The sequence below is a fragment of the Streptomyces sp. NPDC059371 genome, assembly GCF_042751995.1.
GTDB lineage: Bacteria > Actinomycetota > Actinomycetes > Streptomycetales > Streptomycetaceae > Streptomyces.
The window spans coordinates 66536-84602 of the sequence record NZ_JBHYXD010000012.1; the positions used below are offsets into that span (position 1 = coordinate 66536).

Annotated in this window: 3 protein-coding genes; all 3 read left to right on the forward strand. The window is 73.0% G+C overall.

The features are described 5' to 3' along the window. Positions 1 to 69 precede the first annotated feature (69 nt). The 3 genes from ACFXGX_RS10025 (at position 70) to ACFXGX_RS10035 (ending at position 18026) form a co-directional block, all read left to right on the forward strand. A complete protein-coding gene (locus ACFXGX_RS10025) occupies positions 70 to 14088 on the forward strand; it encodes an SDR family NAD(P)-dependent oxidoreductase (RefSeq protein WP_384787419.1) in 14019 nt (4672 codons plus the stop codon). Positions 14089 to 14154: 66 nt separating this feature from the next. Then, positions 14155 to 16893, forward strand: a complete 2739-nt coding sequence (locus ACFXGX_RS10030; RefSeq protein ID WP_384787422.1) for a thioester reductase domain-containing protein — start codon at positions 14155 to 14157, stop codon at positions 16891 to 16893. Further along, entirely contained in the window at positions 16890 to 18026 is a 1137-nt protein-coding gene (locus ACFXGX_RS10035) for an alpha/beta hydrolase (protein ID WP_384787425.1), read from the forward strand. The genes ACFXGX_RS10030 and ACFXGX_RS10035 overlap by 4 nt, the downstream gene beginning before the upstream one ends. Positions 18027 to 18067 lie beyond the last annotated feature (41 nt).

An 18067-nucleotide genomic window follows, 5' to 3' on the forward strand; every position in this document is an offset into this window, starting at 1 on the left:
CTGTCCGCGCCCGCCGCGTCAGCCGTACGGAATCCACCTGAGCCCAAGTTCACGAGGACACCAGCCCAGATGCCTGCGAACGAGTCCCCGAAGCGGTACCCCGAGATGTCCCCGACGACCTCCGAGGGCGTACGGGCCTGGTTGACGTCCGCCGTCGCGGAAGCGGCCGGGCTTGCCCCGTCGGCCGTCACGCCGGAGCGCCCGATCGCCGAATTCGGTCTGGGCTCCGTGCAGTTGGTGAGGTTGGTCGCCGGTCTGTCCGAGTGGACCGGGCGGCCCCTCGATCCGTCCGTCGTCTTCAACCACCCTACGATCGCGGGGATCGCCGAAGCCGTCTTCGACGAACGGTCCCCGGGCACGGCCGATCCGGTTCCGGCGTCGGCCTCCGTGCCGGCCGACCCGTCCGTGCGGAACGGCGACGACATCGCGATCATCTCCATGGCCTGCCGGTTCCCCGGCGGAGCCGACGACCCGGAGGCCCTGTGGCGCCTGCTGGCCGCGGGTGAGGACGCCGTGGGCGAGGTGCCCGCGGGCCGTTGGGACACGCACGGGCTCTACGACCCCGACCCGGACGCCTCCGGCAAGGCGTACACGCTGCGCGGCGGCTTCCTGTCCGGCATCGATCGTTTCGACGCGGCCTTCTTCGGGATCTCGCCGCGTGAGGCCGCGGCCATGGACCCGCAGCAACGACTGCTGCTGGAGACCGGCTGGGAGGCGATCGAGCGCGCCGGGATCGTCCCGGAGACGCTGAACGGCAGCCGGACGGGCGTCTACGTCGGCCTGTACGACAGCGGATATCTCGCCTCGGCCCCGCTGGACCGGCTCGACGGGCACGTCGGCACGGGCTCGGCGGCCAGCGTGGCGTCCGGGCGCATCGCGTACAGCCTTGGACTCCAGGGGCCGGCCGTCACGGTCGACACCGCCTGCTCCTCCTCTCTCGTGTCCCTGCACCTCGCGGCCCGGGCACTGGCCGGCGGTGAGTGCGACCTCGCGCTGGCCGGTGGCGCGACGGTTCTCGTGACACCGCGCGGGCATGTCGAGTTCAGCCGGCTGCGCGGGCTGTCGCCGTCCGGGCGGTGCAGCCCGTTCTCCGCCGACGCGGACGGTGTGGTGTGGGCCGAGGGCTGCGGGCTGGTGCTCCTCAAGCGGCTCGCGGACGCACGCCGGGACGGCGACCGGGTCCTCGCGGTCGTCAAGGGGTCGGCCATCAACCAGGACGGCCGCAGCCAGGGCCTGAGCGCGCCCAGCGGTCCCGCGCAGGAACGGGTGCTGCGCGCCGCACTCGACGACGCCGGGCTCCGGCCCGAGGACCTGGACTACGTCGAGGCGCACGGCACGGGTACGCCGCTCGGCGACCCCATCGAGGGAAGGGCGCTCGCATCGGTCTTCGGACCGGGGCGCCCGGCCGACCGGCCTCTGAGCGTCGGCTCCCTGAAGTCCAACATCGGTCACACTCAGGCCGCCGCGGGAATTGGCGGCGTCATCAAGACGGTCCTGGCCCTCGGCCACGACCGCATCCCGGCGTCCCTGAACGCGGAGACCCCGACCGAGCACGTCGACTGGGCGGACAGTGGCCTGCGTGTGCACAGCCGCACCGAGGCATGGCCACGGCGCGCCGACCGCGTACGGCGGGCCGGAGTGAGCGCGTTCGGGATCAGCGGCACCAACGCCCATGTGGTGCTGGAGGAATCCCCGGAGGACCTGACTCGACCGGCCTCGCAGCCGACCATAGTCACCGGTCCGACCATAGTCACCGGTCCGACCATAGTCACCGGTCCGGCCCTGGCCACCGGTCCGGCCCTGGCCACCGTTCCGACGCCGACCGGGGAGCCGACACCGACCACCACTCGGGCATCGACCGAAAAGCCCACCCTGTTCCCCCTGTCCGCCCGCACCCTTCCGGCTCTCCAGGGGCAGGCGGCCCGCCTGCTCGACGCGCTCGCCGCGCAACCGCGACCCGAACTGCCCGACGTGGCCGCAACGCTGACCCACCACCGCACACACTTCGAGCACCGTGCCGTCGTCCGGGCGGCCGACCATGACGAACTGCTCACCGCGCTCCGCGGCCTCGCCGAGGGGACTCCGGACCCCGACCGGGTCGTGGGCCCGCAAGAGACCCTGCCACCGGGCAAGTTGGCGTTCGTCTTCCCCGGTCAGGGCGCCCAGTGGTCCGGCATGGCCCGCGAACTCCTCGACCGATCACCGGTGTTCGTCGACGAACTCGACCGCTGTGACGCCGCATTGCGCCCGTTCACCACCTGGTCGGTGGCCGCCGTCCTGCGCGGCGACGAGGGCGCCCCCTCCCTCGAACGGGTCGACGTCGTCCAGCCCGTTCTCTTCGCCGTGATGGTCTCCCTGGCCGCGGTGTGGCGGGCCCGCGGCGTCCGCCCGGACGCCGTGATCGGACACAGCCAGGGCGAGGTCGCCGCGGCCTGCGTCGCCGGGGCGCTGAGCCTCAACGACGCCGCCGCGGTGGTCGCCCTGCGCAGCCAAGCGCTGCGGGAGGTGTCCGGCACCGGCACCATGGCCGTCGTCGCCCTGCCGCACGGCGAGGTCGAGGCGCGCCTCGCCGGCCTCGGTGGCCGGGTCTCCGTGGCCGCCGTGAACAGCGGCCGCTCGACGGTGATCGCCGGTGACGTGGACCCCCTCGACGCCCTGCTCGCCGACCTCGACCGTGAGCAGGTGTTCGTCCGCCGCCTCGACGTCGACTACGCCTCCCACAGTCCCCGGGTCGAGCCACTGCGCGCGACGATCCTCGACGAACTCGACGGCGTCACCACCTCCCCGACCACAGTCGCCTGGTACTCCACGGTCACCGGCGAGCCGGTCACCCAGGAGCTGGAGGCCGACTACTGGTACACGAACCTGCGTGAACCCGTGCGCTTCGCGCCCACCGTGGAACGCATGGCGGCCGACGGCTACCGCCACTTCGTCGAACTCAGCCCCCACCCCTCCCTCGTCACCGCCCTGCGCACGGTCGCCGAGGAGCACGGCCACGAGGACCTGGTCGCCGTCGGGTCACTGCGCCGCGACGAGGACGGACCCGCCTGTCTGGACCGGGCCGCCGCCGAACTCCACGTCCACGGACGGCGGATCGACTGGCACCGAGTCGTTCCCGACGCGGAAGCGGCCGAACTGCCCACGTACGCCTGGGACCTCCATTCCTATTGGATCGAGTCCGACCCCGGGTCCGGCGCCGTGGCCTCCGGCCTCTTCGACCGTGCCGCGCACCCGTTGCTGGGCGTTCATCTGCAGTCGGCCGACGAGACCCGCTGGACCTTCCGCAACGAATGGTCCCCGGCCACGGCCGACTGGCTGCCCGACCACACCGTCTTCGGGCGGACCGTGGTGTCGGGCACGACCATGATGGAGCTGTGCCGCGCCGCGCTCGCCGTGGCCCGCCCGGACGATCCCGGCGACGTGACGGATCTGCTCCTGCTCGCGCCCCTCGTACTGCCCAGGACCGGCACGGTCGAGGTGTCCGTCGAAGTCGTCACCGCGGGCGCCGCGCCGGAGGTCACCGTGTACAGCCGCCCGCGCGGCGGCGACGCCCCGGGCTGGACTCTTCACGCCACCGCTTCGGCGTCCGCCCCCGCCCCGGTGACGGGGGAGGCGCCACCGGTGTGGCCCGAGGCCGCCGAGTCGGTCTGGAGCGCGGAGACGTACGAACGGCTGGCCGCGCTCGGTCTCGGTTACGGCCCGTCCTTCCAGGGCGTCCGGTCGGCGGTCACGACCACCGCCGACGGCGAGCTGCTGGCCCGGCTGTCGCTGCCCGCCGTGGCCCGCGCCACGACCAATCCCTACCCCCTCCACCCGGCACTGCTGGATGCCGCACTGCACGTGGCCGCGGCACTGGATGCGTCCGACGAGCGGGTGCTGCTGCCGGTCGCGGTGGGCCGCTGCGTCCTGCCGCCCGGCGGTGCGGGCGACCTCACGGCGCTGGTACGGCGGACGGGCGGCTCGGCGACGGACCGTACCCTCGACGTGACCCTGTGGGATGCCGACGGCCTCCTGGCGGGCCGGCTGGAGGACGTACGACTGCGGGCCGCCGACAGGGCGGACCTGAACGCCGTCTCGGAGAACGGCCGTCACCTGTACGAAGTGGCGTGGACGGCCCCGACCGAACTGCCCCCGGCGGAACAGCCTGCCGCCTGGGCCGTCCACGGCGACCCCTCGGACCCGGACGTCGCGGCCACCCTGCGGGGCCTGGCGACGGCAGGCGTCCAGGTGCGCGAAACGGGCGCGGACATCGCCGTACGATTCTGGCCGCGTCCGGCGCCCGATCTCGAACCGGCAGCTGCCGCACACGAGTTGGCCGCCCAGGCGCTGGCCGAACTGCGCGACCTGATCGCTCTCGCGGAGGAACGGCTGCCCGCCCGTACCCTCTGGGTGACCCGGGGCGCGGTCGCGGCCGGTGCCGGGGACACCGTGCCCGGCCTGGCCCAGTCGGTGCTGTGGGGCCTCGCCCGCAGTGCCCGCGCCGAACATCCGCACCTCGGGCTGACCCTGCTCGACCTCGACCTCGACTCCGACGTCGGGAGCTCCGATCCCGCGGACGCTCTGACGGCAGCCGTCGTCCACACCGACGAGCCCGAACTCGCCTTCAGAGACGGTTCCTTGCTCGTACCGAGGCTCGTGCGGGCCCGCCCGTCCGGCGCTCCCCGGACCCCGGACCTCGCCGGCCGCGATGTCCTGGCGCCCACCGACGGCACCGTGCTGATCACCGGCGGACTCGGGGCCGTCGGCCGGCACATCGCCAGGCTTCTCGCCGAACGAGGCGTCCCCCGGCTGGTTCTGACCTCGCGGCGGGGGCCGTCGGACCCGCGTGCCGCCGAGGTCACCGCCGAACTGGCCTCGCTCGGAACCGAGATCGAGATCGCGGAGTGCGATGTCGCGGACGCCGCCGCCCTGGCCGGCGTACTCGCCCGGATCGGCGAAGAGTCGCCGCTGCGCGGTGTCGTCCACTGCGCCGGAATCCTGGACGACGGGGTGGTCGCCGACCTGACGCCCGAACGCCTCGCCCAGGTGCTGCGCCCCAAGGTGGACGGCGCCGCCCATCTGCACCGGCTCACAGCGGACACCCCGCTCGACCTGTTCCTGCTGATCTCCTCGGCCGCCGGCGTACTCGGCAACCCGGGCCAGGGCAACTACGCGGCGGCCAACGTCTTCCTCGACCAACTGGCACACCACCGGCGGGCCTTGGGCCTCCCAGCCGTCTCGGTCTCCTTCGGTGCGTGGGCGGGCGAGGGTCTCGCCGCGGAAAACGCCGACCTCGACCGCATGGCCCGGCTGGGCCACCGCTCCCTCACCCCCGACCAGGGCCGCGAACTCGTGGAACTCGCCCTGCGCCGGGGCGCACCCCACCTGATCGCCTCGGCCCTGGACCTGCCCCGCCTGCGCACGACCACGGCCGCCATGGACGACGGTTCGGCGGCCCTGTGGCGCTCGCTGCTGCCCGCGCGCCGCACCGGTCAGGAGGCCGGCGCCGGTCTGGCGGAACGGCTCGCCCGGCTCCCGGAGGCCGACCGCGCCGCCCGCGTCCTGGCCCTGGTCCGTGAGGAGGCGTCCCGGGCGCTCGGCCTGCCCTCGGTGGAGTCCGTCCGCCCCGATCAGCCACTGCGCGAACTCGGCATGGACTCGGTCACGGCGGTCGAGCTCCGCAACCGCATCGGCACCAGGATCGGCGCCCGGCTCCCCGCGACCCTGCTCTTCGACCATCCCACCGCGGCCCGCCTCTCCGCCCATCTGCTGGCCACCGCACTCGACACGGACGGCCGCACCACGCGACGCGGGGCACCCGAGCCGCGGTCCCACCGCACCACGTCGGCGGCGTCGGACGAGCCGCTGGCCCTGGTGGCCATGGCCTGCCGTCTGCCCGGCGGCGTGAACGACCCCGAGGGACTCTGGCGTCTCGTCGCCGAGGGCCGCGACGCGGTGGGTCCGTTCCCGGCGGACCGCTGGGACCTGGAGTCGCTGTACGACCCCGACCCGGAGGCCCTGGGCACGTCGTACGCACGGGAGGGCGGCTTCCTCGACGACCTGGAGTCCTTCGACGCGGGCTTCTTCGGCATCACGCCGAAGGAGGCGGCGGCCATGGACCCGCAGCAGCGTGTGCTGCTGGAGACGGCATGGGAGGCACTGGAGCGCGCCGGGATCGTCCCGGGCGAGCTGGCGGGCACCAGCACCGGCGTGTACGTGGGCATGTTCGGCAGCGACTACCTCGCGGGCACCCGGCTCGACGAACTGGACGGCTACGTCGGCACCGGGTCGGCGCCGAGCGTGGCCTCGGGCCGGCTCGCATACACGCTGGGCCTGAACGGACCGGCACTGACGGTGGACACCGCGTGCTCGTCCTCCCTGGTCGCGGTCCACCTCGCGGCACAGGCGCTCCGGTCGGGCGAGTGCGACCTGGCGCTCGCCGGCGGGGTGACGCTGATGGTGACGCCGGGGACCTTCGTCGAGTTCAGCCGTCTGCGGGGGCTGTCCCCGACCGGGCGGTGCCGCTCCTTCTCCGACGACGCCGACGGTGCCATCTGGGCCGAAGGTGCCGGCATGGTCGTACTGAAACGACTGTCCGACGCCCGGCGCGACGGCGACGAGGTACTGGCCGTGCTGCGCGGCACGGCCGTGAACCAGGACGGCCGCAGCCAGGGCCTTTCGGCGCCGAACGGTCCGGCCCAGGAACAGGTGATCCGGCGGGCCCTGGAACTGTCCGCTCTCGACCCCGCCGACATCGACTACGTCGAGGCGCACGGGACCGGCACCACGCTCGGCGACCCGATCGAGGCGAACGCCCTCGCCGAGGTCTTCGGCACCTCACGTCCCGAGGGCCGCCCGCTGTATCTCGGCTCTCTCAAGTCCAACATCGGTCACGCGCAGGCTGCTTCGGGTGTGGCCGGTCTGATCAAGGTCGTACAGTCCCTGCGCCACCAGTCCCTGCCGCGCACGCTGCACGCCGGCACGCCCAGCCGTCATGTCGACTGGGACGACAGCGGGTTGCACCTGCTGCGGGAGACGGTCACCTGGCCCGCCTCGGGCGGACGCGTGCGGCGGGCTGGTCTGAGCGCCTTCGGGATCAGCGGAACCAACGCGCACCTGATCGTGGAGGAGGCCGAGCCCTCCGTCGTAGCGCCGGAGAGCGAAACGGCGCCGGGCGCACGGCTGTTCGTGCTGTCCGGGCGTGGCGAGGCCGCCGTGCGGGGGCAGGCCGCGCGGCTGGCCCGGCACCTGGACGAGGACGTCGACCTGCCCGACATCGCCCACACCCTGGCCCGACACCGCAGCCACTTCGAACACCGAGCGGCGATCGTGACCGGCGACCGGGACGAACTGCGTTCCCGGCTCGACGCGTTGGCCATCGGACGGACACCGCTGGCCCCGCCCCGTGTGGAGCACACGGGCAAGGTGGCCTTCGTCTTCGCCGGACACGGCGGACAACGGCCGGGCATGGGAATGGAGTTGGCGGCCGAGTCACCGGCGTTCCGTGAGGAGCTGGCCCGTATCGACGACGCGGTGCGCCGTCAGGTCGGCTGGTCGGTCCTCGACGTGCTGCGCGCTCCGGAGGAGTTCGCCCCGCTCGACCGCACCGAGTACCTGCAACCCGTGCTGTTCGCGGTCAACGCGGCCCTGTCCGCCGCCTGGCGTGCGCTCGGTGTCCGCCCGGACGCCGTGACCGGGCACAGCCTCGGCGAGATCGCCGCCGCGTACAGCGCGGGCTCTCTGGCTCTGGACGACGCCGTGTCCGTGGTGACCGGGCGCGCCCGAGCGGTCGCCCCGCTGGTCGGACAGGGCGGCATGCTGTCCCTCGAGCTGTCGCGCACGGAGGCCGAGAAGGAGCTCGCGCCCTACGCCGACCGGCTGTTCGTCGCAGCGGTCAACAGCGCGCATTCCACGGCCGTCTCCGGCGACACCGAGGCACTGGCCGAACTGCGCGCGCACCTCGAAGCGCGGGACATCCCGGTACGGCGGCTGTCGACACCGTTCGCCTCCCACACCCCCTTGATGGACCCGGTTCGCGCGGACCTGCTGAACCACCTCGCCGGCATCCGGGGAACACGGACGCCGACCCCGCTCTACTCGACGGTGCTGGCCGAACCAGTGCCCGGCGACCGGTTGGACGCCGACCACTGGTACGCGAACCTGGCACGGCCCGTCCGATTCGCCGACACGATCCGGCGGATGCTGGACGACGGCTACCGCTACTTCATCGAGCTGAGCCCGCATCCCACGCTCACCGCGTCGATCGAAGCGGTGGCGGCCGAAGCGGGAATCGACGCGGTCACGGTCGGCTCGCTGAGCCGTGAGCGGGAGGGACGGGGCGTACTGCTGGGCCGGCTGGGGGAGTTGTACGAGGCCGGGCACACCCCCGACTGGCTGGCGCTGTTCCCTCAGGGCCGCCGGGTCGACCTGCCCACGTACGCCTTCGCCCGCGAACGCCACTGGCGCGCGCCCGTCCTGGCCTCCCGGACCGCCAGTGGATCACCCCTGCTCGGCACGCATGTCGAGGCCAGCGACACACCCGGCCGGCACATCTTCCAGAGTGACATCGACCTGCGCGACAGCCGCTTCGCCTACCTCACCGACCACCGGGTCACCGGCGAGGTCTGGATGCCCGGCGCCGCCTTCCTCGACCTGGCGCTCGAGGCCGCTTCCGCGCTGGAGGAAAGCTCCCAGATACGACTGGCCGACGTGAGGTTCGTGCGGCCCCTGGCTCTCGACGCGCAGAGGCCCGTACGGCTGCAACTGGTACTGCGGCCCGCCGGGGACGACGGCTCACGGGACTTCACCATCTCCTCCGCGGCCACCGGGGAGCCGCGCGCGGTCTGGGAGCGGCATGTCACCGGCCGGGTCGTCGACGGCGCCGCCGAACCGACGGTCGCGCCCGACTCCGACGGGGAACTGGCCGCGTTGCGCGACCGGTGCCAGGAGGAAGCCGACCTGTCCGCCGTCTACGCGGGACTCGCGGGCCTCGGCATCGAGTACGGCCCCGCCTTCCGGCTCCTGGAGCAGGGCCGGCGCACGGACACCGACGCGGTCGGCCGACTCACCCGGCAGCCCGCCGCCGGTCATCTGCTGCACCCCGCGGTCCTCGACGCCGCCTTCCACACCGCGGCCCTGCCGGCCGACGCGCCCGCGGGCCGGGCCTTCGTGCCCGCCGGTGTCGGACGGCTGCGTCACACCGGCCTGCGCTCCGCGCCCGCGTGGGCGACCTGCCGGCTGCGCTCCGTGGACGGCGACACCGCTCTCCTGGACGTGCGGCTCTGGGACGAGAAGGAGCAACTTGTCCTGGAGGCGCTGGAGTTCGAACTCACCGCGCTCTCACCGCTGGACGGCGCACTCTTCGAGACGCGCTGGCAGCCGCGCCCGGCCGCACAGGACCGGCCTGCCGACGGCCGCTGGCTCGTCCTCGCCGACGAGACCGGGGTTGCCGACGCACTCGCGGAGCGGCTGGCTGCGGCCGACGTGCCTCATGTGATCGCCCGCAGGGGCGTGGTGTTCGGAGCCGAGAGCCCCGATCGCTATGTCCTCGATCCCGCAGATCCACGGCAGTTGGCCCGCCTGTTCGACGAGGCCTTCTCCGACGGGCCGCCGGCGCGGGTGGTGCAGCTCTCGGCACTCGACGCGCCGGCTGTCGCCGACGCCGCCACGGCCGAAGAAGCCGCGCGGTGCTGCACCTTGAGCACCCTGTACCTCGTACGGGCGCTCGCCGACCGGCCCCGGAGCCGCGCCCCGCGCCTGTTCGTGGTCGTGCGGGGCAGCCAGGCCGCCGGTGACAGCGCACAGGTGACGCACCCTCAGCAAGCCCTCGCCTGGGGCTTCGGACTGTCGGTGGCCCAGGAGTACCCGGAGCTGTCGACCACGCTGATCGACCTGCCGGCCATGAACGGCGACGACGCCTTGTGGACACAGCTCCGGCACGCGGACGACGAACGCCTCGTCGCGCTGCGCGAATCGGGCCGACTGGTGCCACGACTGGCCCGCACGCGCCCGGACGGCAGCGGTCACGACGGCGTCAGCGCCGACGGCACGCACGACGGGATCAGCGGTGTCCGCACGCACGACGGGATCAGCGGTGACGGCGTGCACCTGATCACGGGCGGTCTGGGCGGCCTCGGCCGCGTGGTCGCCGAGCGGCTGGTCCGCAGGGGCGCCCGCCGAATTGCCCTGCTGAGCCGGGGCGGACCCGACGCGGCCACGCAGGGCTGGATCGAAGAGATCCGGGCACGCGGTGTCACCGTCCATCTCGCCCGCGCCGACGTCGCCGACCGCACCTCGCTGACGGCCGCCCTGGACACCGTACGAAGTGAGAACGGACCGATATCCACCGTCGTTCACGCGGCGGGCGTCCTCGACGACGCCACGGTGGCGAACCTGACCGACGAACGCGTCCTGCGCGTGCTCGCCCCCAAGGTCCTCGGCACCACCCTGCTCACCGAACTGGCCCCGGAGGCCGAGAGGTTCGTCCTCTTCGCCTCGGCGGCAGGCGTCCTCGGCTCGGCGGGCCAGAGCCCGTACGCCGCGGCGAACGCCTACCTCGACGCCTGGGCACACCACCTCTCCCTCAGCGGCCGCCGCGCGCTGAGCCTGGACTGGGGCGCCTGGGCGGGGGTCGGCATGGTCGCCGGTTCCGGTACCCGGGCCGCGGAGACCAGCCGTTCGGGTCTGGTCGCCTTCACCCCGGCGGAAGGCGGCGACCTGTTCGAGCGGGTGCTCACCACCTCCCGCCGCCAGCTCGCCCCCCTCGCCCTGGACCTGGCGGCGCTGGAGCTCGACCCGGACGCGGCCCGCACCCGCCCGATCCTGGCAGACCTGATCACCGTCGCCACGGGCCCCGCGAGCACGGACGACCTCGTCGCCCGGGTGTTCGCGGCGACGACGGACCAGGACCGCGCCGCACGGCTCGAAGCGTATGTACGGGTCAAGGTCGGCCAGGTCTCCGGCGGTGTCGTGGAGGTGTCCGCGACCACGGCCCTCAAGGAACTGGGCCTGGACTCCCTCATGCTGGTCCGGCTGCGCAACGCCTTCACCCGCGAGCTGGGCGCCGAACTCCCGGCCGCCGCCGTCTTCTCGGCGTCCGACATCCGGGGCCTCGCGCTGGCCCTGGGCGAGGTGCTGCCCGAACGCGACACCGCTCCACGCAAGGAGGAGCCACAGCCCGACGTCACCTCCGAAGTGCCCGAGAGCGAGCTGCGGCCCGCGACCCGCGACGTCGTACGGCTGTTGCGCAGCGCCCAGCCCGGCATGCCGGACGCGGCACACGCCGTCGGCCTGGCCGTCCGGCTCACCGCACCCACCACCCGCGAGGCTCTCACCGACATCGTCACCCGGATCGCCGGGCGGCACGCGGCCCTGCGCACGGCGGTCGACGGCGGCGACGGACGGAGCCGACAGCTCCGTGTGGAGCGGGAGTCGAGCGATGCGCTGCTGCGCTGGACGGACGTGCCTGACGATGCCGAACCGGACGCCGACGCACGGCTGTCCCGACTGCTGGAGACTCCGTTCGACCTGGCGAGAGCGCCCTTGTGGCGGTTCGAACTGGTCGACGCCGGCGCGCGGGGCCAGACCCTGGTGTTCGGCGCGCACCACGCGGTGAGCGATCTGCAGTCGCTGCTGCTCGTGGCGGGGGAGATCGACGCCGAACTCTCCGGTACCTCGCTCGGCGACGCCGTCACCAACCGTGACATCGACCTGCTCATCGAGGCCCAGCGAGGCGGTGACGGCTCCGGCGCCGCCGACACCGATTGGCGCGAGGCCTTCCACGGCAGCGAGCGTCTCGACCTGACGCTCGCCCGGACCCGCCCGGCGACGCGTTCGTACCGGGCCGGGAGCGTGACCGTCGCGATCCCCGACGGGCTGATGAAGCGGGTGTCGGCGGCCGCGAGCGCGCTCGCTGTCACCCCCGCCGCCTTCTGCCTCGGCACCCTGACCGTGCTGCTGGCCAGGATGCGTGAACGGGAGCGCTTCGTGCTCGCCGTGCCCGTCGACACGCGCATCCACGCCGACGCGTACGACGCCGTGGGCTTCTTCGGCGTACCGGTGCCGTTCCCGGCACAGGCGGCAGCGGGGGAGCGGATCGAGGAGGTACTGCGTCGAACGGACGCGCGCCTGGACCGGGTTCTCGCGAAGGGCGCCATGTTCACGGACGTGCTGGCGACCCTGGCCAGACAGGGACTGCACCGGGCGAACGCCCCGCTCGTGGAGGTGTACTTCAACTACGTACGCTCCTCGGCGGCCAACCTCGGCCGACTGGAGGTGCTGCCGGCCGGAACGGGATACTCCGACCTCGACCTCATGGTCACCATGACCCCGGACGCGGGCCGTATCCGGCTCGACCACAGTCTCGACATCCTGGACGCGGCGACCACCACCGAACTGGCTGAGAATTTCCTGCGGCTGCTCGCGGTGACGGCCGACGACCCGACGGCGGCGGTCCGTACGACGGCACCCGCGGCCGAGCCGGACGCCATGGCGCACCCGCGCCGCTCGCTCGCCCTCGCCGCCACCTTCGCGCTCGGCAATCTGCCGCTGCTGTGCGAGGCGGCGATGGAGGACGACGCCCGGGAGAGGGCGGGGGAGCGAGGGCGGGACGAGTCTCCGACGGTGGCGGAAGCGCCGTACCACCAGGTGCTCGCCGCCTTGCGTGATCCCTCGGGTGTCTTCGCCGATCCGGCGACAGCGGTGGGTGTGGTGCTGCTGCGGGCCGTGGACCTGGAACGGTTCGGACCGGTCACCGACGCCGTCCTGGCCGAACTGCGCACCGCCTACCCGGCCGCGCTACGGGCTCTGTCCGAACGCACCCGCAGACCACTGATCGTCGGCATCCTGCCCTCGGCGCGGCACGACGACCGCTTCGCGCGTTGGGAGAACGACCTCGTCGCCGAACTGGCCGACGCGACCGGCATCGCCGTACTCGCCGCGGACGACTGGACGCGCCAACACGCCGTGGCGGAGCGCTTCGACGGACGGACCGAGCGGCTGGCTCATCTCCCGTTCACCCCGCGATTCCAGGCGGCGATCGCCCTGTATCTGGCCCAGGTGGTACGAGCGGTCCTGCGTCCGGCGCCGAAGGTGATCGCGGTGGACGGGGACGAGACCCTGTGGGGCGGGGTCGCCGGGGAGCTCGGCCCCGAGTCGGTGGATCTGACGGGCCCGCGCGCTCAGTTGGCACGGACGCTGCTGCGGTGGCGTTCCGCGGGCGCGCTGCTGGCCCTGGTCAGCAACAACGACGAGGACACCGTACGAGCCGTCCTGGACCGTCCGGACAGCACGCTGAAGGCGGAACACTTCAGCGTGCTGTCCGCCGGCTGGGGCCCCAAGCCGGACCGGCTCACGGAGGTGGCGCGCACCCTCAACCTGGGGCTGGACAGCTTCCTGTTCCTCGACGACAACCCGGTCGAGATCGGGGGAGTGCGCTCGGTGCTGCCCGAGGTGCTGTCGGTGACCTGTCCCCCGGCGGCCGAACTGGACGACTTCCTGCGCCGGTTGTGGCCGCTCGTTCCGGCGGCGGCGACGGCCGAGGACGAGCTGCGGGCCGGGTTCTACGCGCAGGAGCGCGAGCGGGACGCGGTGCGTGAGCAGGCCGGATTCGAGGAGTTTCTCGCCCAGTTGGAGCTGGAGGTCGGCATCCGGGCCTTGTCCGACGCCGACGTCGAGCGGGCCGAACAACTCGTACGCCGCACCAATCAGTTCACCCTCCATCCCCGCTCCGCCGACGGTGGCGATCTCGCGCGGTGGCGGGAGCACGGCGAGGTCTGGACGGCCGCGGCACGGGACCGCTTTGGCGACTACGGCCAGATCGGCCTGCTCGCCCTGCGCGCGGACGGCGATCAACTCGACGTTCTCGACTGGAAGATGAGCTGCCGCGCGCTCGGCCGGGGCGTCGAGGAACGGCTGTTGTGCCGGCTGGCCGACCACGCCGACCGGCTGGGCTGCGTGAAGGTCCGGCTGACGGCCGAGCGCACCGGCCGCAACGTACCGGCACGGCGTCTGCTGGCCGCGCTCGGCGGCGGCGACCAGGAAGACGAGCAACTGGAGGTCGTGGTGACGCCGGAACAACTGCGGGCCTTCCGCTCCTGGCGCCGGCAGTGAGCGGGCGGGCGCTCCGGCGGGCGGAGGCAGTGCGGAAATGGACAGTGCACACGGGGAAGGTCTGTTATGCGTGATGTGAACGAGGACGCGTCGCCGTCCGCCGGACAGCGGGCGACCGCCGAGGCGATCGAGCGGGGTGACGGAGGGCTGAGCGTGGAGGCCCTGCTGGCCAGGATCGCCCAGGCGGCCCCGGCACCCACGGTGACGAGGTCCGGCACGGATCCGAATGCGGGGGCCGAGGGGGACACCGCCGCGTCGAGCGCCGGGGAGGACCCCGCCCCGGACGCTGGTAGCACGGCCGCGTCCCTGACGGACACCAAGCCGTTTGCTGGTGCTGGAGCGGTGGCAGGTGTGGGCGCCGGCGGCGTCACCGCTACCGCGATGGACCGCGTCACCGCTACCGCGATGGACCGCGTCACCGCTACCGCGATGGACCGCGTCACCGCTACCGCGATGGGCCGCGACGCCGGTACCGCGAAGGATCGCGACCCCGGCACCGCGAAGGACCGTAACGCCGACGTCCTGACCACCCCTGCCACCTCCCCCGCCGGCCCCGACGCGGACGGCCTGGCCGTCGTCGTGGCCGCGGCGGCCGCTCGCTTCGTCCCCGGAGGGCAGCTCTCGCCCGACACCGACTTCTTCGACGCCGGTGGCACCTCCGTAGGCGCCGTGGAACTCGCCGCGGCGCTGGAGGAAGAGCTGGGCATGGAGATCGACCTCGACGAGGTGTTCGCCGACGCCCGGCCACGCAGTCTCGCCCGGCGCTGGCTGGCCGCCGCAGGTGCCACGGCGGTCGTCGCGGACCCGAGTGTGCCGGCGAGCCTGGCGCCCCCGGCGGACGAACGGACCCCGGCCTCGGCGACCCTGGTCCCGGCGACCCCGGCCCCGGCGAGCAACGCGATCGGCGCGATCAGGGTCGCCCCCAGGGCGACGGTCACGGCTCGGACCACCGGTGGCGACACGTCGTACGCCACGGCCCGGCCAGAAGACCTCGACCAGATCCTGGCCGACCTCTCCCTGGCCGACCGCCTTCCCTGGACCGGCTCGCCCGAGCCCGCGCCGCCCCGTCGGATCCTGCTCACCGGTGCCACCGGCTTCCTCGGCAGCCATCTGCTTCTCGACCTGCTCAGGCACAGCGACGCACATGTCCACTGCCTCGTTCGCGCGGCCGACGAGGAGACCGCCATGGCGCGCCTCGCCGAGTCGCTGAAGAGCCATCGGCTGCCCTGGTCGTCGGAGATCCGCCGCCGGGTGACGGTGCTTCCCGGTGACATCAGGCGACCGCGGCTCGGCCTGTCCGACGACGTCTGGCACAAGCTCGCCAACGAACTGGACAGCGTCGTGGGCGTGGCGGCGGCCGTGGACTTCCTGCGCGGCTACCAGTCGCTGCGGCAGAGCAATGTCATCGGCGCGCTGACTCTCGCGGAACTGGCGGCGACCGGCCCACCCAAACCGCTGCACCACATCTCCTCGATCGCGGTCTTCAACGAGGTCGGCATCACCTCCATGGGCGAGGACGACCCGCTCGCCCACGCCGACCGCCTCGTCGCGGGCTACGACCAGACGAAATGGGCCGCCGAGGTCGCCCTGCGGCGGGCCCGCGACCACGGTCTGATCGTCACCGCGATGCGCCCGGGAGGCATCGGAGGCCACACCCGGACGGGCGCGCACAACCCGCAGGACCTCAGCAGCGGCCTCATCGCGGCCTTCGGGCGCTTCCGTACCGTGCCCGCCTTCCACTGTCTGAACGCGGCCCCGGTGGACTGGGTGAGCCGGGTCGCGGCCGCCGTCATCTGCGAACCCGACGCCTGGGGGTTCGACTACAACCTGACCGGCGTGCCCAACACCCTGGACGACGTCGTACGGGACATGGCGTTCGGCGGGATGCATGTGCGCGTACAGGACTGGGACGAATGGCGCACCGACGTCCTGGCCCGCCTGGAGGCCGAACCGGTACCCGAACTCGACTTCCTGACAAGGGTGTTGCGAAGCCCCACCGCCCTCAAGCTGTGCGAGGCGACCCTGAAGGGGCCGGCGGCGTCGGGCGAACGTACCGCGGCCCTCGTCGAAGCGCTGGGGTTGAGTCCCGCCTCCCGCTACGACGCCCAGGCTCAACTCAGGACGTTCGAAAGCCTCGCCCAGGACGGCCTGGCCCGGCTTCCCCACAAGGACGACCAGCCCTACCTGTGGTTCTCCGAGACGACCGAGGGGGCCGTGGGCCCGGTCGGCGCCGCCACGGACACCCCCTGCTCGATGGCGCTCACCCTCTCCATCGCGAGCATGTATCAACTGGTGAAGGAGCGCCGGGTGGACGTGAGCGGCGAGTTGGTGTGCGCCGCGGTCCATCCCGCGGCGCTGCTCGTGGAACGCGGCGACGTCTGGATCCGCCCCGAGGAGGGCATCCCGCAGCGGCACGGGATGCGCCACCAACTCCTGCGCTACCGACTGACGTTGCGCGACGCCGACGGAGGCCGTTGGTGGCTCGAGGGGCACAAGTACGCCCGCGCCCGCCGTGACGTGTGGCGGCAGACCCGCGCGCTCAGCGTCGAGATCGGCCGTGAGGGCGAACCGGCATGCCTCGCGGGCGAACTCGTTGTACCCGCGGACACCTATGTGCGCGACCAGATCGACGGCATCAAGGTCGACCCGCGCCTGACCGGGCGGGAGAAGCGCGCCGCCAAACTGACCTGGCTCGCCTGGTTCGGCGTGGAGATGGGCCGCGGCCTGCTCGGCCCGTTCGCCCGTGCCACCGCGGACCTCCTCGACCTGCGCCGCACCCCGACCCCCTCGGAGCGCCACCGATGATCCTCAGAAGCGCCAACTCCCGTACCAGGCCGACGATCCGCAAGGTCAGGACCGGCACGGCCCTGCGTCCGCTGCGCCATCGCCTCGACCCGTCGCGCGTCGAGGAGATCCCTTTCCGTGCCGGGGACGGCGTACGACTCGGTCTCACCCGGATCGACAGCGGAGAGCGGGACCGGCCCGCCGTGCTGCTCCTGCACGGCCACACCGCGTCCGCCGACATGTTCCTGCTCCCGGAGACCCGCAACCTGGTCGACGTCCTGCTCGACGACGGCTACGAGCCCTGGCTGCTCGACTGGCGGGGCAGTTGCCGACTGCCCTACAACGAGACCGGCCAGAGGTACACCTACGACGACGTCGCCCTCCACGACATCCCCGACGCCGTCTCCCGTATCCGCGAACGCATCGGCGACCGCCCGCTGTTCGTGGTCGCCCACTGCATCGGCTCCCTCGCCCTGTCCCTGAGCATGACGGCGGGACTGGTGCCCGGGCTCGCGGGCGTCGTCTCCCAGGGCGTGTTCCTGACGCCCAAGCTCGCCGGACGCACCTCGCTGCGGATGACGGTGGCGGGCGAGCTGCTGAAGAGCCGGATCGACCACATCCCGGTCGACTTCCGCAAGGTGGGCCTCCGGTCGAGGTACACGCCCCTGTTCGCGCTGGCCTCGCGCGGGGCGGCCTGCCCGGACCCGACCTGCCAGATCCTCCACAACTCGGCCTGGGGCTCGGGCGCTTCGCTGTTCCTGCACGAGAACCTGTCCGAGACCACCCACGACCGGCTCGCCGAACTGCTCGGTCCCGCGCCGCTGTGGATCCTGCCGCACCTGCGCCGTATCGAACTGGCCCGCAGCGTCGTCCGCTGGCACGACACCGACCACCGCTACCGGGCACTGCCGCCCAACGCCCTCGACGCCGCCGGCCGCATCGACGCCCCCGTGCTGCTGCTCGCCGGAAGCGAGAACGGTCTGTGGCTGGACTCGCAGCGGCTCTGTCATGAGGTGCTGGCACACCGCCAGCCGCAGCTCGACGTGTCGTACACCGAGATCCCCGCCTACGGCCACCTCGACACGTTCCTGGGCCGGGGCGCGGCTCTCGACGTCTTCGGCCACATCCTCGAATTCCTCGGCGAACGACGGTGACGGCGGGCCCCCTCGCCCGTTACCGTACCGACCAGTAACCA

What these genes read in the sequence shown, in the direction of transcription:
- ACFXGX_RS10030 (WP_384787422.1), top strand. Translation starts at nt 14,155, where the DNA reads ATGCGTGATGTGAACGAGGACGCGTCGCCGTCCGCCGGACAGCGGGCG.
- ACFXGX_RS10035 (WP_384787425.1), top strand. Translation starts at nt 16,890, where the DNA reads ATGATCCTCAGAAGCGCCAACTCCCGTACCAGGCCGACGATCCGCAAG.
- ACFXGX_RS10025 (WP_384787419.1), top strand. Translation starts at nt 70, where the DNA reads ATGCCTGCGAACGAGTCCCCGAAGCGGTACCCCGAGATGTCCCCGACG.